The 16,847-nt window shown below is 67.6% G+C and carries 19 protein-coding genes; 9 read left to right on the plus strand and 10 right to left on the minus strand.

From position 1 onward, the window contains the following. Positions 1 to 21 precede the first annotated feature (21 nt). From AC0IXR_RS15340 to AC0IXR_RS15350, 3 genes are read right to left on the minus strand one after another with little or no spacing between them, the layout of a single operon-like run. Entirely contained in the window at positions 22 to 498 is a 477-nt protein-coding gene (locus AC0IXR_RS15340) for a secondary thiamine-phosphate synthase enzyme YjbQ (RefSeq protein ID WP_471761367.1), read from the minus strand. Beyond that, complete coding sequence (locus AC0IXR_RS15345; RefSeq protein WP_419953103.1) at positions 495 to 2,339, minus strand: cisplatin damage response ATP-dependent DNA ligase; 1,845 nt, start codon at positions 2,337 to 2,339, stop codon at positions 495 to 497. Before AC0IXR_RS15345 ends, AC0IXR_RS15340 begins: the two co-directional genes overlap by 4 nt. Then, positions 2,336 to 3,382, minus strand: coding sequence for a ligase-associated DNA damage response exonuclease (locus AC0IXR_RS15350; RefSeq protein WP_471761368.1), 1,047 nt, complete (start codon positions 3,380 to 3,382; stop codon positions 2,336 to 2,338). Before AC0IXR_RS15350 ends, AC0IXR_RS15345 begins: the two co-directional genes overlap by 4 nt. An 85-nt stretch (positions 3,383 to 3,467) precedes the next feature. Between AC0IXR_RS15350 and AC0IXR_RS15355 the strand changes: the two genes are divergently transcribed. Then, positions 3,468 to 4,436, plus strand: coding sequence for a class I SAM-dependent DNA methyltransferase (locus AC0IXR_RS15355; RefSeq protein WP_471761369.1), 969 nt, complete (start codon positions 3,468 to 3,470; stop codon positions 4,434 to 4,436). Positions 4,437 to 4,612: 176 nt separating this feature from the next. Next, positions 4,613 to 5,347 carry a YoaK family protein gene (locus AC0IXR_RS15360; RefSeq protein WP_056422475.1) on the plus strand — a complete coding sequence of 245 codons (735 nt, stop codon included), beginning with the start codon at positions 4,613 to 4,615 and terminating at the stop codon, positions 5,345 to 5,347. Between the two features lie 218 nt (positions 5,348 to 5,565). Here the strand turns inward: AC0IXR_RS15360 and arfB are convergent, their stop codons facing one another. Both arfB and AC0IXR_RS15370 read right to left on the minus strand, forming a co-directional pair. Continuing rightward, positions 5,566 to 5,988, minus strand: a complete 423-nt coding sequence (gene arfB, locus AC0IXR_RS15365; RefSeq protein WP_200919010.1) for an alternative ribosome rescue aminoacyl-tRNA hydrolase ArfB — start codon at positions 5,986 to 5,988, stop codon at positions 5,566 to 5,568. A gap of 31 nt (positions 5,989 to 6,019) precedes the next feature. Then, entirely contained in the window at positions 6,020 to 6,298 is a 279-nt protein-coding gene (locus AC0IXR_RS15370) for a BolA family protein (protein WP_471761371.1), read from the minus strand. A 140-nt stretch (positions 6,299 to 6,438) separates the two neighbouring features. Here AC0IXR_RS15370 and AC0IXR_RS15375 point away from each other — a divergent pair, with 140 nt between their 5' ends. The 4 genes from AC0IXR_RS15375 to cobT all read left to right on the plus strand — a co-directional run bounded on the left by AC0IXR_RS15375 (position 6,439) and on the right by cobT (position 10,719). After that, the gene (locus AC0IXR_RS15375) at positions 6,439 to 7,071 is read left to right on the plus strand and encodes a J domain-containing protein (protein ID WP_056422483.1); all 633 of its coding nucleotides are present in this window, start codon (positions 6,439 to 6,441) and stop codon (positions 7,069 to 7,071) included. Between the two features lie 233 nt (positions 7,072 to 7,304). Next, on the plus strand, positions 7,305 to 8,288 hold the full coding sequence (gene cobS / locus AC0IXR_RS15380; RefSeq protein ID WP_056422487.1) for a cobaltochelatase subunit CobS: 984 nt from the start codon (positions 7,305 to 7,307) through the stop codon (positions 8,286 to 8,288). 20 nt (positions 8,289 to 8,308) lie between these two features. Next, the gene (locus AC0IXR_RS15385; protein ID WP_419953106.1) at positions 8,309 to 8,812 is read left to right on the plus strand and encodes a DUF29 domain-containing protein; all 504 of its coding nucleotides are present in this window, start codon (positions 8,309 to 8,311) and stop codon (positions 8,810 to 8,812) included. Positions 8,813 to 8,817: 5 nt separating this feature from the next. Beyond that, positions 8,818 to 10,719, plus strand: a complete 1,902-nt coding sequence (cobT, locus tag AC0IXR_RS15390) for a cobaltochelatase subunit CobT (protein WP_419953107.1) — start codon at positions 8,818 to 8,820, stop codon at positions 10,717 to 10,719. Between the two features lie 68 nt (positions 10,720 to 10,787). Here the strand turns inward: cobT and AC0IXR_RS15395 are convergent, their stop codons facing one another. The 5 genes from AC0IXR_RS15395 to rpmB form a co-directional block, all read right to left on the minus strand. Then, entirely contained in the window at positions 10,788 to 11,747 is a 960-nt protein-coding gene (locus AC0IXR_RS15395) for a DMT family transporter (protein WP_471761372.1), read from the minus strand. Between the two features lie 408 nt (positions 11,748 to 12,155). After that, positions 12,156 to 12,713, minus strand: coding sequence for a TetR/AcrR family transcriptional regulator (locus AC0IXR_RS15400; protein WP_471761373.1), 558 nt, complete (start codon positions 12,711 to 12,713; stop codon positions 12,156 to 12,158). Between the two features lie 7 nt (positions 12,714 to 12,720). After that, positions 12,721 to 13,194 (minus strand): nuclear transport factor 2 family protein, encoded by a 474-nt coding sequence (locus tag AC0IXR_RS15405; protein WP_428405993.1) that lies wholly within the window; start codon positions 13,192 to 13,194, stop codon positions 12,721 to 12,723. 73 nt (positions 13,195 to 13,267) lie between these two features. Beyond that, entirely contained in the window at positions 13,268 to 14,197 is a 930-nt protein-coding gene (locus tag AC0IXR_RS15410) for an AEC family transporter (RefSeq protein ID WP_471761374.1), read from the minus strand. A 142-nt stretch (positions 14,198 to 14,339) separates the two neighbouring features. After that, the gene (rpmB, locus tag AC0IXR_RS15415; RefSeq protein ID WP_018046086.1) at positions 14,340 to 14,645 is read right to left on the minus strand and encodes a 50S ribosomal protein L28; all 306 of its coding nucleotides are present in this window, start codon (positions 14,643 to 14,645) and stop codon (positions 14,340 to 14,342) included. A gap of 334 nt (positions 14,646 to 14,979) precedes the next feature. Here rpmB and AC0IXR_RS15420 point away from each other — a divergent pair, with 334 nt between their 5' ends. The 3 genes from AC0IXR_RS15420 to AC0IXR_RS15430 are packed head-to-tail and all read left to right on the plus strand — an operon-like array spanning position 14,980 to position 16,771. Next, positions 14,980 to 15,849, plus strand: coding sequence for a DUF3108 domain-containing protein (locus AC0IXR_RS15420; protein ID WP_056422507.1), 870 nt, complete (start codon positions 14,980 to 14,982; stop codon positions 15,847 to 15,849). A 20-nt stretch (positions 15,850 to 15,869) separates the two neighbouring features. Further along, positions 15,870 to 16,409, plus strand: a complete 540-nt coding sequence (locus AC0IXR_RS15425; protein ID WP_471761375.1) for a hypothetical protein — start codon at positions 15,870 to 15,872, stop codon at positions 16,407 to 16,409. Then, positions 16,409 to 16,771, plus strand: coding sequence for a hypothetical protein (locus AC0IXR_RS15430; protein WP_461234680.1), 363 nt, complete (start codon positions 16,409 to 16,411; stop codon positions 16,769 to 16,771). The genes AC0IXR_RS15425 and AC0IXR_RS15430 overlap by 1 nt, the downstream gene beginning before the upstream one ends. The last annotated feature ends 76 nt before the right edge of the window (positions 16,772 to 16,847 follow it).

Raw genomic sequence — 16,847 nt, forward strand, 5'->3', positions numbered from 1 at the left:
TGACGGCGCGCCGCCGGTCACCTATGCGCCGGCGACGTGCAGGACGATGTCGCGCCGGTGCGGCCGGTCGCGGTGTTCGATGAGATAGATGCCCTGCCACGTGCCGAGGACGAGACGTCCGTCGATGACGGGAATCGTCAGGCCCGAATCCGTCAGCAGGGTGCGGATATGCGCCGGCATGTCGTCGGGGCCTTCCGCCGAATGGATGTACCCGCCACCGGGATGGCGTGGGGCGAGCCCGTCCAGGGCCGCCATCAGGTCGCTCTGAACGTCGGGATCGGCATTCTCCTGGATCGTCAGGGAGGCCGAGGTGTGCCGGCAGAAGAGCGTGAGCAGGCCTTGCGCGATGCCGCTGCGCCCGAGGAAATCGGCCACCGCCGCCGTGACATCGGTGAAGCCCTGGCTCCGCGTCGAGACGGTGAAGCGGGCGCTGGCCTGGCGCCGGATCTCGCCCTCCTGAAAACCTTCGATCCCGCCGATCCTGCCTGCAGCCGTCATGATGCCTCCTCGTCGATCGATGCGCCCGGCGCGATCTCGCGCTCGCCGCGCGCCAGGATGGTCTCCAGAATTCCGATCCCGTCCGCCTCGGCGGCGGGCTTGTCCCAGCGGATGCGGTGGACGCGGGGGAAGCGCATGGCGACGCCGGATTTGTGCCGGGTGGAGCGCTGCACGCCCTCGAAGGCGATCTCCAGGACGAGGCCCTCCTCCGGCCCGTAGGCGACTTCGCGCACGGGGCCGAAGCGTTTGGTCGTGTGGTTGCGGACGAAGCGGTCGAGCTTGGCCAGTTCCGCATCGGTGAAGCCGTGATAGGCCTTGCCCACCGGCACCAGTTCCCGCCCGCCCTCCGGCCGCTCGCGCCAGACCCCGAAGGTGTAGTCCGAATAGAAGGACGAGCGCTTCCCGTGGCCACGCTGGGCATACATCATCACCGCGTCCACGAGATGCGGCTCGCGCTTCCACTTCCACCACGGACCCTTGGGGCGGCCGGGCAGATAGGGGCTGTCGCGCAGCTTCAGCATCACCCCCTCGATGGCGTCGGCATCCTCGCCCGCCCCCACGCTCGCGGGATCGGCGCGGGCCTCGGCGAGGTCGTCCCAGGTCTCGAACGTCACCAGCGGCGAGAGATCGATGCGGGCGTGATCCAGGGCGGCGACGAAACCCTCGAGCCGCGCGCGGCGGGTCGCGAAGGGCAGCGGGCGAAGATCCTCGCCCTCCGCCGTGAGGAGGTCGTAGGCCCGCACATGGGCCGGAAATTCCTCCAGCAGCTTGGGCGTGACGGCCTTCCGGTTGAGGCGCTGCTGCAGCACGTTGAAGCTCTGCACGCGGCTCTCGCGCAGGATCAGCAATTCGCCGTCGATCGTGCCCGAGAAGGTGATCGCCTCGGCGAGATCGGGGAAAGCGCCGGTAATGTCCTCGCCGGTGCGCGAATAGACCCGCGCCACCTGCTGCCCGGCCTCGTCGCGCCCCCCGGCGAGTTGGACGCGGATGCCGTCCCATTTCCACTCGCCCGAGAAGGCGGCCGGATCGAGTTTCGCGAAGTCCGCCTCCTCGTCGATCGGGTGGGAGAGCATCGGCGGGCGGAACGGCGCGGGGTTGAGGGTGGTGGGGCGCTCCCCCCTCCCCTCGACCCAGGCGAACAGGCCGAGATACGGCGGCTCCAGCCCGTGCCAGACCTCCTCCACTGCATCGGCCTCGTGGCCGCCGAGCGCCCCCACCGCCGTCTTGGCGAGGCGGGCGGAGACGCCCACGCGCAGAGCCCCGGTGATGAGCTTCAGCAGCGCCCAGCGCCCGGTCTCGTCGAGCGCATCGAGCCAGCCGGCGATATGGGCCGGCAGGTCGGATTTCTTCACGGTGGCGAGGGTCTCGACCACTTCCGAGAGGGTCGGGATGTGCGGCGGCGGGTTGTTGTGGCCCGGACCGGCCGCTGCTGCATCCCCTCCCCCCTCTGCGGGGGAGGGTGCCTGCGGAGCAGGCGGGAGAGGGGACGACCTTTCCGGAGATGGCGCTCCCCTCTCCCGACCCTCGCTCACGCGAGGGCCACCCTCCCCCGCAGAGGGGGGAGGGTTTTGAGACGGCCAGATCAGCGCGGTGGTCTCGGCGAGATCGCCCACGTAATTATGCGAGAGCGCGAACAGCACCGGGTCGACCCGCGCTTCCACCAACCCGCGGATCATCGCCGGCTTGGCCTCGCGGAAGCTGAGGTTGCCGGTCATGGCGGCCAGCGCCCAGCCCCGCTCCGGGTCCGGCGCATGGGCGAAATAATCCTGCAGCAGGCGCAGCTTGGCGTTGCGGCGCGGCTCGTAGGCGAGGCGGTCGAGGAGATGGGCGAAGTCGTTCACGCGGCGGCCTCCTCGGCCGGCGCGGCGGTTTCGCCCTCGCCGTCATCGCCATAGCCCAGCATGTGGAGCGGCTTGGCCTTGATCCCTTGCGTCCCGCACCAATGCACCAGGGCGTCCTCCTGCCCATGGGTGACCCAGACCTCCCCTGCCCCGGTCTCGCGGATGGTGCGGCACAGGTCCGGCCAGTCGGAATGGTCGGAGATGACGAGGGGGAGTTCTGCGCCCTTCTGCCGGGCCCGCGCCCGCACCCGCATCCAGCCCGAGGCGAAGGAGGTGACCGGATCGGGGAATTTGCGCGACCACACGTCCTGGATCGCCGAGGGCGGGCAGAGCACGATGGCGCCGTGGAGTTTTCCGCGCTCCGTCGCGACGACCTTCGGCGTCTCCCCGAGCGGGATGCCCTCGCGCTTGTAGAGCTCGGTCAATTTCTCCATGGCGCCGTGGAGATAGATCGGCTGGTCGTAGCCGGCCTCCCGCAACAGGGCCATGACCCGCTGCGCCTTGCCGAGCGCGTAGGCGCCGACGATATGGGCGCGCTCGGGGAACAGGGCGACGGAATCGAGGAGCTTACGCACCTCGCCCGCCGTGTCCGGCATCCGGAAGACCGGCAGGCCGAAGGTCGCCTCGGTGATGAAGACATCGCAGGGCACCACCTCGAAGGGCAGGCAGGTCGGGTCGTAGGCGCGCTTGTAATCGCCCGAGACCACCACCCGCACGCCCTGCGCTTGGATGGAGATCTGGGCCGAGCCGAGGACATGGCCGGCGGGCGCGAAACGCACCGTCACGTCGCCGATGCGGATGTCCTCGCCGAGCACCGCCTCCTGGCGCGCCTCGCAGAAATCCTCGCCGTAGCGCACGGCCATGATCCGCAGGGTCTGGCCCGTGGCCAGTACCTTGCCGTGGCCGGACCGGGCATGGTCGGCATGGCCGTGGGTGATGAGGGCGCGCGGCACGGGCCAGGTCGGGTCCACGTGGAACCCGCCCAGCGGACAATACAGCCCCTCGCGGGTCAGGGTCAGGAGGTCGCTCGCACTCAGGCTCATGCGGGATGCCGAATTGCGGGGGGCCGAACTGCGAAGGGCCGAACATGGGGATGGCGGATCATGCGACGTGATATAGGGCGCTCGCATGAACCCGCGAGCGCAGACGTCACTTCAGAACAGTTCGGGCGATCTCCTCGCCGACCGGCGCTACGCCTATGCGGAGGCCTGTCTCTCCGAGGGCGATCCGGAGGGCGCGGCCGAGATGGCCGAGCAGGCCCTGGAGATCGCGCCGCGTTACGCGGCGGCGTGGTTCCTGCTCGGACGGGCGCGGGAGGCCCGCCACCTCGCCACTGCGGATGTCGCCCACCACCATGCCGCGCTCAGGGCCTATGGCAATGCCCTCGACCTCGACCCGCATGACGAACTCGGGGCCCGGCTGCGCCTCGTCCAGATCGGCGAGGGCGCGGCTTTGGGGGCGATCTCGCCGGCCTATATCCGCGCCCTGTTCGACGGCTACGCTCCGCGATTCGAGCGCCACCTCGTGGGCGAGTTGCAATATCGCGGGCCGGAACTGCTGGTGAGCGCCCTCGACGGGCTGGACGGCGCGCGGGCGGATTTCGGCGACGTGATCGACCTCGGCTGCGGCACCGGCCTGGTGGGCGAGGCTTTGAATGGGCGCACGCGAACCCTGACGGGAATCGACATCTCCCCCGGCATGCTCGCCGAAGCCGCCCGGCGGCGGCGCTACGACAGGCTCATCGAGGGCGATCTCGTCCCCATTCTCCAAGGCGAGAAGCAAGACAGCGCCAATCTCGTCATCGCGGCGGACGTCTTCATCTATGTCGGCGGCCTTTCCCCGGTCATGGCCGAGACCGCCCGCATACTCAGGCCCACGGGCCTCGTGGCCTTCACGGTGCAGTGGAACCCCGATGGCGGCCTCGTTCTCGGTGCCGATGCGCGCTACGCCCATGGCGAGCGCTACCTTCGCCGGCTGGCCGACGAAGCCGGTCTGGACATGCTCGGTCTCGAACCCGCCGTGATCCGCCGCGAGCGCGGGAGCGAAGTGCCGGCGCGCGTCGTCCTGTTGCGCAAAGCCGGCCCTCCGGCGCCTTAATCCCAATTGTGCGCGATTGAGTTGAACCGAAGCGGGCCGGCATGTGTTGCACGGCACGACACTCCCCCATTCATCCGCACCAACGCGGCGCAGGCGGTTTATCCGTCGCGTCCGATCGGTAAGGTCCGGCCTTCTCCCGACCCTTACCGTTCTCTTCCAGGAGCCTGTTCAGACGCATGGCCGATAAGACCGACAAGTCGTTTCCCGCGAGCCCGAGCACGCGCATTCCCTTCGCACTCGCCCTCTCGGCACTGGCCGGATGCGCCGATTCCATCGGCTTCCTCGAATTTTCACAGCTCTTCATGTCGTTCATGAGCGGCAACACCACCCGCTTCGGCGTCTCGGTGAGCAAGTTCGATTGGGAGAGCACGGCCCGCGTCAGCTCGGTCATCGTCATGTTCTGCTTCGGCGCCTTCATCGGCACGCTGATCGCGGCCTGGGTCGGGCGCTGGCGGCTCTCGGTGATGCTGCTGCTGCAGGCGGTGCTCCTCGCCATCGGTCTCGTCATGCCCTACGGCACCTTCTCCTGGCCGCTGCACGTCTATCCCATCGTCATCGCGCTCGGCCTCCAGAACGCCACGCTGCAGGACGAGGCCGGGCGCAGCCTCGCCCTCACCTATGTCACGGGCGCGGTGGTGCGCTTCGGAACCGGGCTCGCCAACCTGCTGATGGGCAAGGTCGCACCGTCGTTCTGGATCCAGGCGCCGCTCTGGGGCGCCCTGAGCACCGGGGCGGTGATCGGCGGCTTCCTCCAGACCCGTTTCGGCGAGGACGCCTTCCTGTTCCCCGCCGCTCTCGCGGCGCTCCTCGCCCTGATCGCCATCGCCCTCACCGTCCTGAAGCCCGGCAGCGCCTATGTCACGGGCGCGGAAGAATACCATCCGCCGGATGCAAGGGGACCGGTGAAGTAAGCGCGTGTTTCATCGGATCTCCGGGCGGATCTTCATGCCGGGGCCGATCGTCTGCCGAAGTCGATCATCCCACCAGAGCACCTCAGGATGAGGTAAAGCCTTGGAGGAACACCTCAAATAGGCCCTGCGACCGGCGGATGATGAATGGACCTCGTCCCCGTCCGCCGAACGCGTCGAGAACGACCATCGGTCGGGATCGGCGCCATTTGGCGATGAGTTCAATCGCCTCCGCCGTCACTACGCAGCCGCTTGGTGGCGCCGCGGCGGGACTTCTCGTCGAGGCGACGCTTCTTCGAGGCGAGGGTCGGGCGCGTCGCCCGGCGCGGCGTCGGCGGCACCGCCGCCTCGGCGACGAGGGCGGCGAGGCGCTCCCGCGCATCGGCCCGGTTGCGGTCCTGCGTGCGGAACTGCTGGGCCATGATGACGATGACACCGTCCTGGGTCAGCCGCCGCCCGGCGAGGCGCATCAGGCGCACCGCCACGGCGTCGGGCAGGGAGTGCGAGCGCCGCGCATCGAAGCGGAGCTGCACCGCCGTGGAGAGCTTGTTGACGTTCTGCCCGCCCGGTCCCGAGGCGCGCACGAAAGTCTCTTCGAGTTCGGCCTCGTCGATGGCGAGATGCGGGGTGCATTGCAGGGCCATCGCCACCATATTCCTCGTATGCCGGAGCCGCTCAGGCGGCCTCGGACGGCGCCTTCGCCTTCACCGCGAGGGCGTGGAGCCCGCGCTTGAACGCCTCGTCGAGAACGCCGTTCACGATCCGGTGGCGCTCGACCCGGCTCTTCCCCTCGAATGCGGCGGAGACGATCTCGACACGGAAATGCGTCTCGCCCTCGGGCCGTGCGCCCGAATGGCCCGCATGCAGATGGGATTCGTCCACGACCACCAGGGCTTGCGGCGCCAGTTGCGCGTCGAGCGCTCCGGTGATCCAATCCTTGAGCGTGCCGGCCATCGTGTCCTCGTCTTTCCGTCGCTTCGTTCCTAGCCTGTAGGCGCCCGGAGGCTTCGGGGTCGTCAACCCCCGATCTCCGCATGCGTCATCAGGCCCGCCGCCCTTGTGTCTCGGACCCGCCCTCTCATAATCGCCCCACCATGGATCTCAACTCGCGTCTGTTCGACAGCATCCGCATCAAGCGCAAACCCTCCTGCGACGAGCCCAAGGCTGCGTCCCAGACGGGCTGCGAGACCCCCGGCTGCACCAATGCCGGGCTCTACCGCGCTCCCAAGGGTCGCAAGGCGGAAGGCCAGTACTGGCGCTTCTGCATCGACCACGTGCGCGCCTACAACGCCACCTACAACTACTTCGACGGCATGAACGACGCCGCCGTCCAGGCCTACCAGAAGGACGCTGTGATCGGGCACCGCCCGACCTGGGCGATGGGTGTGAACCCGGCGACGCGGGCGGCCGGGGCGAAACCGGGCGACCCGAAGCGCGACTGGGCCTATGTCGACCCGCTCGACATCCTGCGCAGCGAAGGCGTCGGCGAGACCTCGCGCCGGGCCAAGCCCGAGCCGAGCCGGCCGCGCCTGACGGTGGCCGCCCTGAAGGCCCTCGACGTGCTCGGCCTCGACGAGAACGCGGACACGGCCGCCATCAAGGCGCAGTACAAGGTGCTGGTGAAGCGCTTCCACCCCGACGCCAATGGCGGTGACCGCTCGTTCGAGGAGCGGCTGCGCGACATCATCCGCGCCCACGACACCCTGCGTGCCGCCGGCCTGTGCTGAGCCGGGTGCCGCGAACCGGCACGAACGATGCACGTTTTTGCAAATGACGTGCGGTGGGAGGCGGCAAACCGCGCGGGAGGCCCTATATCGAGTTCTCGCACCCCTTGGCGTCCGCCGACGCAGCCCCTTAAAGGTGGTATTCCACGTCTCGCCCCGTGCGGGACCCGGCAATGCCCACCGAGATAGATCCGCGAGCCCGGCCCATGCCGGCGCCCGCCCCGACGAGGTCCCGTATGCTTTCTGACGACACCCCCGCCTCGCTGCCCGACCGGATGGTCTCCGTCCGCGAGGCTTTCGGCATCGATCTCGACCTCAAGGTGCCGGCCTTCTCGCAGAGCGAGGAGCACGTTCCCGATCTCGACCCGGATTACATCTTCGATCGCGAGACCACCCTGGCGATCCTGGCGGGCTTCGCCCGCAACCGGCGCGTGATGGTCACCGGCTATCACGGCACCGGCAAGTCGACCCATATCGAGCAGGTCGCCGCCCGCCTGAACTGGCCCTGCATCCGGATCAACCTCGACAGCCACGTCTCCCGCATCGATCTCGTCGGCAAGGACGCGATCGTGCTGAAGGACGGCAAGCAGATCACCGCCTTCCAGGACGGAATCCTGCCCTGGGCGCTGCAGAACAACGTGGCCCTCGTCTTCGACGAATACGATGCCGGCCGCCCGGACGTGATGTTCGTGATCCAGCGCGTGCTCGAAGTCTCGGGCCGCCTGACGCTGCTCGACCAGAAGCGGGTGATCCGCCCCCATCCGGCCTTCCGCCTGTTCGCCACCGCCAACACGGTGGGGCTCGGCGACACGTCCGGCCTCTATCACGGCACCCAGCAGATCAACCAGGGCCAGATGGACCGCTGGTCCATCGTGACGACGCTGAACTACCTCGCCCATGACCGCGAGGTGGACATCGTCCTGTCGAAGGCGCTGCATTACCAGCGCGACGGCGGGCGCGACATCGTCAGCCGCATGGTCCGCGTCGCCGACCTGACCCGCAACGCCTTCATGAACGGCGATCTCTCCACCGTCATGAGCCCGCGCACGGTGATCACCTGGGCCGAGAACGCCGACATCTTCCAGGATATCGGCTTCGCCTTCCGGGTGACCTTCCTCAACAAGTGCGACGAGCTCGAACGCACCCTGGTGGCGGAATTCTACCAGCGCGCCTTCGGCAAGGAACTGCCCGAGAGCGCGATGAACGTGGCGCTGAGCTGAGGATCGACGCGGAGGACGCGATGGCCGAACCGGCCTTGAAGGGTGAGACACGGGAATCGTCACCGTCCGAGCGCGCACCGAATCGTGCGCGCTACGAGGATGATTTCTATTCGTGGCTGATCCAGCAAGCCGATCTCCTGCGCGCCCGTCGCTTCGAGGAGCTCGATCTCGAGCACATGGCCGAGGAACTCGAGGATTTGTCGAAGAGCGAGTTCGCCAAGCTTCAGAGCACCCTGCGCGTCCTCGTCATGCACATGCTGAAATGGGACCAGCAGCCGGAGCACCGCACGCCGAGCTGGATCTTCTCGATCCGTGAGCAACGGCGGCGCTACGTGCGGATCTTGTCCAGCAATCCCGGGCTGAAGCCTCGCATCGACGAGGCGCTGAGCGACGCCTACCCGGACGCACGCGATTGGGCCGCCGACGAGACCCATCTGCCGCCGGATGAGTTTCCCGCGGAATGCCCCTACGGCTGGGACGACATCCTGGACCGCCCCTTCGATTTCGACTCGGTGAAGAAGTAGCGATCGTGGCCATCTCGAACCGCAAAGCCGGCGAACGCCGGGAGCCCATCGCCGAACCGCTGAAGCGTTCGGTCGCCGGATGCCTGCGCGCCATCGCCAAGCGCTCCGAGATCGAGGTGGTCTATGCCAGCGACCGGCCGGCGCTCACCGGCGACAAGGCGCGCCTGCCCGAGCCGCCGCGCAAGCTGACGCCGGAGGATGTGGCGATCCTGCGCGGCAATGCCGATTCCATGGCGCTGCGCCTCGGCTGCCACGATGTGGCCGTCCATCGCCGCCTCGCCCCCGAGAATGCCGGTGCGCGCGCCGTGTTCGATGCCGTCGAGCAGGCCCGCGTGGAGGCCATCGGCTCGCGCCGGATGGCCGGCGTGGCCTCGAACCTCACGGCCATGCTGGAGGACCGCTACCATCGCGGCGGCAAGTACGAGGACATCACCGACCGGGCGGATGCCCCGATGGAGGATGCCGTCGCCCTGATGGTGCGCGAACGCCTGACCGGGGAAGCCCCGCCCAAGGCCGCGCGCAAGATCGTCGACCTCTGGCGCTCGCATATCGAGGAGAAGGCCGGCCCCAGCCTCGACGGTCTCATCGGCAATCTCGAGAACCAGCGCTCCTTCGCCCGCTCCGTGCGCGAGTTGCTGTCCTCCCTCGACATGGCGGACGAGACGCCGCTCGACCCCGAAGACGACGACAACGAGGACGAGAACGAAGGGCAGGACGACGAGCAGACCCCGAGCGAGGGCGAGGCCGAGGAGCAGTCCCAGGGCGACAAGTCCGAGATGGAGACCTCGGAGGAAGCCTCGGACGAGTTGCAGGACGGCGCCACGGAAGCCGCCGACGCTCCGTCCGGCGAATTGCCGGACGAGTCCGAGAACGCCGAATCCGAGGAGGCCTCCGAGGCCAAGCGTCCGCCCAACAACCGGCCCGTCGAGCCGCGCGGCCCGGAATATAAGGTGTTCAATCCCCGCTTCGACGAGATGATCGACGCTGAGGATCTGTGCGACGCCGAAGAGCTCGCGCGCCTGCGCACCTATCTCGACAAGCAGCTCGCCCATCTCCAGGGCGTGGTCGGCCGGCTGGCCAACCGGCTGCAGCGCCGGCTCCTGGCCCAGCAGAACCGGGCCTGGGAATTCGACCTCGAAGAAGGCCAGCTCGATCCGGCCCGCCTCGTGCGGGTGATGACCGACCCGTTCCAGCCGCTCTCGTTCAAGCGCGAGAAGGACACGAATTTTCGCGATACCGTCGTCACGCTGCTGCTCGACAATTCGGGCTCCATGCGCGGCCGGCCGATCACGGTGGCGGCCACCTGCGCCGACATCCTGGCGCGGACCTTGGAGCGCTGCGGCGTCAAGGTGGAGATCCTGGGCTTCACCACCCGCGCCTGGAAGGGCGGCCAATCGCGCGAGGCGTGGCTGGCGGCGGGCAAGCCCAACGGTCCCGGCCGTCTGAACGACCTGCGTCACATCATCTACAAGAGCGCCGACGCTCCCTGGCGCCGTGCGCGGAAAAACCTCGGGCTGATGATGCGCGAGGGGCTGCTGAAGGAGAATATCGACGGCGAGGCCCTGGACTGGGCGCACAAGCGCCTGCTCGCCCGGCCCGAACAGCGCAAGATCCTGATGGTGATCTCGGACGGCGCGCCCGTCGACGATTCCACCCTCTCGGTCAATCCGGGCAATTATCTCGAGCGCCACCTGCGCTGGATGATCGAGGACATCGAGACCCGCTCACCGGTGGAACTCCTCGCCATCGGCATCGGCCACGACGTGACCCGCTACTACCGCCGCGCCGTCACCATCATCGACGCCGAGGAGCTCGGCGGGGCGATGACGGAGAAACTGGCGGAGTTGTTCGAGGAGGATGCGGGTGGTGCCGTGCCCGTGCGCAGGGCTGCGGGCGGGCGGCGGTAGCCATCGAAATCGAACCGATGCCCCGTTGATTCGGTTCGGCCGTTCATCGAAGGATTTCGGTCGGCCGATTATATGTCTCGCCCTTGGTGAATCTCGGGTAGACTGCGCTTCCGCTTCTGGACCAATGCCCAGAAGCGGCCGTCGATGGCCACAAGTCCGCACCCGATCAGCATCATGCCGAGATAGTGGCGTGCCTCCAAAACCTCTCCGAGCATCGACGCGCCGAGCAAGATCGCCGAAATCGGGATGAGGAAGGTCACGAGAAGCAGGTTCGTTGCTCCCGCGCTCGCCAGCAGACGAAAGTAGAGCACATAGGCCAGAGCCGTCGAGACAGTCGCAATGGCGAGCACCGCGCCCCACACCGGAAGGTCCGGCATCGCAAGCGTCCAGGGGCGATCCACGACCAAGGCGACGGGCAGGAGCATAAGCGCTGATGCCGTAACCTGCCCCGCAGCAGTTGCGATTGGCGAAACGCCCATGAGCTTGAACCGGCGACCGAATACACCCGCGAGCGCGTAAGAGAAGGCAGCGGCGAGCACGGCAAGTTGCGCTAGGACATCTGCTCCGAGCCCGGTCAGCACGTCAGGCCCAACCATCGCAACGACCCCGGCAAAGCCTAGGATGACGCCGACGAGCCGGCTTACTGTCATGCGTTCGTCGACGGTGAGGAGGTGAGCCACGATGACGGCGAAGAGCGGCGTGGTGGCATTCAGGATGGCGGCGAGCCCGGAGGCGATGTGAGTCTGCCCCCACACGATGAGGCAGAAGGGCAAGACGTTGTTCAGCAGCCCCATCCCAGCGAACGCCACCCAGGGGCCGGGCTGCCGCGGAAGGCGTAAGCCTGCAAACGGCAGAACCATGATGAGAACCAACGCGGCGAGCCCAACCCTGAGCACGACGAGGGTGAGTGGCGGAAGAGCTGTGAGCGCAACGCTCGTAAAGAAGAACGATCCGCCCCAGAGCATGGAAAGCACAATCAGCGCTGTATATTCGGCGGCGGACATCGGGCGGTTCATTTCGGAAGGCATGAGCGATTCCCCTTGAGGAGCATTCGTGCCTACAGGGCACCATCTCGCTCGGCGTCTCGTTCCTTGCTCTGCAATTCGCGATCTACTCGCTTTCCTGTAGTCCAGCTTCCACCAAAGCCGAACCTATTACCCGCACTCACACAGTCGCTGATCTTCGTCGGAGATGTCCTTAGGCGCGGCCTCGTTACTGCACGTAACGAGACGGCCATTTATATAGACCACGATGGTAAATCTGATAAATAAATAAAATATATCATATAAATATCAAGACATATTCGTGAACTATAATGACTCACCAATATTATCATTGAGAGTCTTTTCGATCCGGTAGGCAACGTTTAGGCGGTAGAGGCTGTAACTCACCCATCATAATCATCGAGAACGGATGCGAAGCGTCAGTTCCCGCCCCTACGCCACCAACCGCATCTCCAACCGCCCCAGCATCCGCCCGAACACGGCCGGATCGTCGAGGGCGCGGGCGAGGACGAGGCCGCCTTGGATCGCCAGGACGGCATCCTCGGCGAGGGAATTCGCCTCGGCGGCCGGGCGCCCGGCGCGGATCAGCGCCTGCGCCAGAGCCTCGCGCCAATCCCGGAAGTAGCCGGCGATCCGCTCCGCGAACCCGTCGCGCCCCTCGGTGAGGGCGAAGGCGCCCACGAGGCAGACCCTTCGGCCGGAGCGGAAATAGGCGTCCGTCTCCGACAGCATGAGCCGGATCGCCGCCCGTGGATCGGGATCGTCGCGCAGGGGCGCGTAGACCTTCTCCTCGAACCAGGCGCCGATGGCGTCGAGGACGGCTTCAGCCATCTCGGCCTTGCCGCCGGGAAAGGCGTGATAGAGGCTGCCCTTGCCGAGCCCGGTTCGCGCTCCGATGAGGGCGAGGCTCGCACCCTCGTAGCCGTATTCGCGAAAGACCTCGGCGATGGCGGGCAGCGCGTCCTCCCGCGCCCCCGGCTTTCTCGTCATGGTCCGGTCAGAGTCCCAGTTCGGTGAGGCCCGGATGATCGTCGGGGCGCGGCGCGGCGCGGTCCCAGTGGAACTTGCGCTCCGATTCGGAGATTGCGAGGTCGTTGATGCTGGCATGGCGCAGCCGCATCAGGCCGTTGGCGTCGAACTCCCAGTTCTCGTTGCCATAGGCGCGGAACCAGTCGCCGGCCGCATCGTGGAATTCATAGGCGAAGCGCACGGCGATGCGGTCTTCGGTGAAGGCCCAGATCTCCTTGATGAGCCGGTACTCGTGCTCCTTCGCCCATTTGCGGGTGAGGAACTCGACGATGGCCGCACGGCCCGAGAAGAATTCCGAGCGGTTCCGCCAGCGGCTATCCGCCGTGTAGGCCAGCGAGACCTTCTCGGGGTTGCAGCCGTTCCAGCCGTTCTCGGCGGCGCGGACCTTCTGGATCGCGGTCTCGCGGGTGAAGGGGGGCAGCGGTGGGCGGGATTCGGACATCGGCTCGGGCTCCTGCGCTTGTCTGTACCGATCGGTACAAACACTCCGCACGTGGGTCAAGGCGTCGAACCGTTCAGGTGTGACCGAGGATGGCGAGCCAGGCCACGGTGGTCGCGGCAGCGAGCAGGGTCGAGAGCATGACGGCGGCGGCGATCAACCCGGTCTCGGCCTTGTAGCGGACGGCCAGCAGGTAGGAGTTGATGCCCACGGGCATCGCCGCGAACAGGGTGGCGACCCCGGCATAGGCGGGCGGCATGGTGAAGACATGGAAGGCCAGCACCCAGACCGCCAGCGGATGCAGGACGAGTTTCAGGGTCGTCACCACCATGGCGCCGGGCAGGTCGTGCAGCACCCGGTAGCGCACGAGGCCGGCGCCGAGCGCGATCAGCGCGCAGGTGGAGGCAGTGCCGGCCAGCGCATCCACCAGCGACTTGACCATGCCGCCGGGGGCGAGGCCGAACGACTTGAGACCCAGGCCGATCATCAATGACAGGAAGATCGGGTTGCGGAAGAGGACGAGGACGAGCCCCTTCAACCGCTTGAGGATCGATTGCTCTCCGTCCGATTCGATGAGGAAGGTGGCGCAGCCCATCATCAGCGGCAGGTGGACGGCGAGCAGCATGAAGAGCGGAAACGCGCCCTCATCGCCATAGGCTTGCAGGATCATCGGCACGCCGATGAAGATCGTGTTCGATTGGCTGGCCGCGAATCCGTGCAGGATCGCCCCCGTCCGCCCGACACCCTCGCGGCGCAGGCCGATCAGCGAGCCGACGAGCCAGGACAGGCCGGCGCCGCCGAAATAGCTGAACCAGTACGCCCAGGTGACCTCGCCGGTGAGACCCGGCCGCGTCAGCGTCGCGATGATGAGCGCCGGCACCGCGATGGCGAAGACGTATTCGGATAGCCCATCGCTGACCTTCTCCGACAAGAACCCGGCGAGCGCCGCGACCCAGCCGATGAGGATCAGCCCGAAGATCGGGGCGATGAGCGACAGCACGGTCATCGGGAAGAGCCGGATAGTGGGTCAGTCGGAATCAACGCGAACGGCCGCCGCATGCACAAAGCATGCGGCGGCCGTTCGAGATTAAAATGAGACGTCGAGCGTGATCGAAGCGGGCTCTCGCCGACGCTTCGATATCGCAGCCTCAGGCGGCGGCCGGGGTCTCGACTTCGGCGAGCTTCTTGTGCAGCTCGCGCTTGATCAGACGGGCCGTCTGCGACAGCTCGATCTCGCGAGCCTTGATGAGGAAGGCATCGAGGCCACCGCGATGCTCGACCGAGCGCAGGGCGTGAGCCGTGACGCGCAGGCGAACCCGACGCTTCAGGGCGTCGGACTGCAGGGTGACCTGGCACAGGTTCGGCAGGAACCGGCACTTGGTCTTACGGTTCGAGTGGCTCACGAGGTGGCCGGTCTGCACGGCTTTGCCCGTGAGTTCGCAACGGCGCGACATTGTTCTAAATCCCGTCTCGTTCCGCGTCTGATCGGGCGATGGCGGAAGACCGGTCGCAACGCGCCACGGGCCTCACGCACGCCAAACTCCGATCGAGCGGCGTCTCATTGAAGGCGCGAGCCTATAGGTGACGGGCAGGGCATCCGTCAAGGGCGGCGCTGCGTTTTGCCCATCGGAATAACCACGCTCCGGGGCCGGTGCAGAGCCATCCAGGCGCCCCGCGCCGCGGCATCCATACGATGTATTAACCACGAACGGGGACGATGGCGGAACGATGCCGCCCGGTCTCTACTGCCGCGCGGCTCCAAGCCTTGGAACATCAGAGCCTCACGCCATGTGCGCCATGCGCCTCCTCCGCGCCAGCCTCCTCGCCACCCTCGGGGTGATTCCCGCCTCCGAGGGATTCGCGCGGCCGAAGGCCACCTCCGCCAAAACTGCGGCACCGGCGACGGTGACGGTGGATTACGGCATCGCGCTGGCCGGCATCCCCATCGGCACCGCGCAGGTCTCGGGCCTGTTCGAGACCACGCGCTACCGCATGGACGTGTCGGCCCGCCTCACCGGCCTCGTCGGCGCGGTGACCGGGGGCATGGGCTCGGCCCGGGCCAACGGCCTCATCGCCGAGGGGCCGCAGCCGAACACCTTCGCCATCTCCACCAAGACCTCGAATTCCGGCATCGCCGTGCGGATGGCGCTGGCGCGCGGCAACGTCACCCAATCCGAGGTGACGCCGCCCCTGATCGACATGGGCGACCGCGTGCCGGTGACCCCGGCCAACAAGCGCGGCATCGTCGATCCGGCCAGCGCCCTGATGATGCCGGCGGTGAGCCGGGGCGAGCTCACCGACCAGGCCAATTGCAACCGCACCATCCCGATCTTCGACGGCGCGACGCGCTTCAACGTGGTGCTGAGCTACGGCGAGACGCGCAACGTCGAGAAGCCCGGCTATTCCGGGCCGGTCCTCGTCTGCAACGCCCGCTACCAGGCCATTGCCGGGCATCGCCCCGACCGGCCGGGCGTGAAGTTCATGGAGGACAACCGCGACATGTCGGTATGGCTGGCGCCGGTCGAGGGCACCCGCGTGCTGCTGCCGGTGCGCATCGCCGTGCGGACGACGCTCGGCACCAACATCATCGAGGCGACCCGGTGGAGCCGTGGCGGGGCGCCGAGCCAGGTGGCGCAGGCGGCTTCGGTCGATCCATGACGACGAATCGGGCCTGAACCATGGACCAGGCCATCGACATTCCGGTCTCGCGCCCTCGCTCGGTGGGCATGTTCGTCATCGCCCTGTGTTTCACGGTCGGCTGCGCCTCGATCCTCTACGCCCGGCCCGGAATCCATGGGCACGCTTTCGAGCCCGGCAGCTTTCACACATTCCTGATCTGGTTCGGATTGTTCTTCTTCGGCGCCGCCAGCGTCGTCAGCGCCCCCCGGATGTTCCGTTCGGGCACGCTGGTTTCCGTCGGGCGGCAAGGGATCTTCGACCGCCGCCTGTCGAGCGGCTGGATTCCCTGGGACGCGGTCGAGGATCTCAAACCGGTCATGCGGGGACGCCAGCGCTATTTCGTCCTTCGCGTCGATCCCGAACGCTCGGGCGAATTGCCGATCTTCAAAGGGCGGCGCAGGATGGCCCCCTTCACCGGGCTCGGCGCCTATGGCTATGCCATCGGCGGCGCCGATCTCCAGGGCGGGTTCGCGGCCCTCGGCGACGCCCTGTCCGGCACCGCCATCTGGCGGCCCCCCTCGGGTACCGGGACTCGCTGATGTCGCATCTGCCCCGCTCTCTTCGCTTCCTCGCCCTCGCGGGCTGCCTCGTCGCGGTGGCGGGCCATGCCGGCCCCGGCCATGCGGGCGAGCTCAGCTCGGACATCTCGCCCTGCGGGGGCGACGCCTATTCCTCCGCGGAGGTGATCGAGGGTCGCCCGGCACGGCGCGGCCCCCTCGTGGCGATGCCGGACACGCTCTGCGCCGATCTCGCGCCGCAGCAGCCGGCGAACCCGGTGGAGATCTATGTCGATCCTTATGGGTACCGTGGCGGTGGCTATCGCGGGGGTGACGCCCCATATGGCGGGGAGACGCAGCGTGGGGGCCGGCCGTCCGGACGGCCCCTGCGCAGCGGCGACTGACCGAGGCGGCCATCTCGACGGGCCGTCATGAGACCCTGCCGCCGGCCGCTTTCGCCGAAGGGACCCGTCCCGCACA

The sequence above is a fragment of the Methylobacterium sp. AC832 genome, from assembly GCF_979256025.1.

What these genes read in the sequence shown, in the direction of transcription:
- AC0IXR_RS15340 (WP_471761367.1), bottom strand. Translation starts at nt 498, where the DNA reads ATGACGGCTGCAGGCAGGATCGGCGGGATCGAAGGTTTTCAGGAGGGC.
- AC0IXR_RS15350 (WP_471761368.1), bottom strand. Translation starts at nt 3,382, where the DNA reads ATGAGCCTGAGTGCGAGCGACCTCCTGACCCTGACCCGCGAGGGGCTG.
- AC0IXR_RS15355 (WP_471761369.1), top strand. Translation starts at nt 3,468, where the DNA reads ATGAACCCGCGAGCGCAGACGTCACTTCAGAACAGTTCGGGCGATCTC.
- AC0IXR_RS15360 (WP_056422475.1), top strand. Translation starts at nt 4,613, where the DNA reads ATGGCCGATAAGACCGACAAGTCGTTTCCCGCGAGCCCGAGCACGCGC.
- arfB (WP_200919010.1), bottom strand. Translation starts at nt 5,988, where the DNA reads ATGGCCCTGCAATGCACCCCGCATCTCGCCATCGACGAGGCCGAACTC.
- AC0IXR_RS15370 (WP_471761371.1), bottom strand. Translation starts at nt 6,298, where the DNA reads ATGGCCGGCACGCTCAAGGATTGGATCACCGGAGCGCTCGACGCGCAA.
- AC0IXR_RS15375 (WP_056422483.1), top strand. Translation starts at nt 6,439, where the DNA reads ATGGATCTCAACTCGCGTCTGTTCGACAGCATCCGCATCAAGCGCAAA.
- cobS (WP_056422487.1), top strand. Translation starts at nt 7,305, where the DNA reads ATGCTTTCTGACGACACCCCCGCCTCGCTGCCCGACCGGATGGTCTCC.
- AC0IXR_RS15385 (WP_419953106.1), top strand. Translation starts at nt 8,309, where the DNA reads ATGGCCGAACCGGCCTTGAAGGGTGAGACACGGGAATCGTCACCGTCC.
- AC0IXR_RS15395 (WP_471761372.1), bottom strand. Translation starts at nt 11,747, where the DNA reads ATGCCTTCCGAAATGAACCGCCCGATGTCCGCCGCCGAATATACAGCG.
- AC0IXR_RS15400 (WP_471761373.1), bottom strand. Translation starts at nt 12,713, where the DNA reads ATGACGAGAAAGCCGGGGGCGCGGGAGGACGCGCTGCCCGCCATCGCC.
- AC0IXR_RS15405 (WP_428405993.1), bottom strand. Translation starts at nt 13,194, where the DNA reads ATGTCCGAATCCCGCCCACCGCTGCCCCCCTTCACCCGCGAGACCGCG.
- AC0IXR_RS15410 (WP_471761374.1), bottom strand. Translation starts at nt 14,197, where the DNA reads ATGACCGTGCTGTCGCTCATCGCCCCGATCTTCGGGCTGATCCTCATC.
- rpmB (WP_018046086.1), bottom strand. Translation starts at nt 14,645, where the DNA reads ATGTCGCGCCGTTGCGAACTCACGGGCAAAGCCGTGCAGACCGGCCAC.
- AC0IXR_RS15420 (WP_056422507.1), top strand. Translation starts at nt 14,980, where the DNA reads ATGTGCGCCATGCGCCTCCTCCGCGCCAGCCTCCTCGCCACCCTCGGG.
- AC0IXR_RS15425 (WP_471761375.1), top strand. Translation starts at nt 15,870, where the DNA reads ATGGACCAGGCCATCGACATTCCGGTCTCGCGCCCTCGCTCGGTGGGC.
- AC0IXR_RS15430 (WP_461234680.1), top strand. Translation starts at nt 16,409, where the DNA reads ATGTCGCATCTGCCCCGCTCTCTTCGCTTCCTCGCCCTCGCGGGCTGC.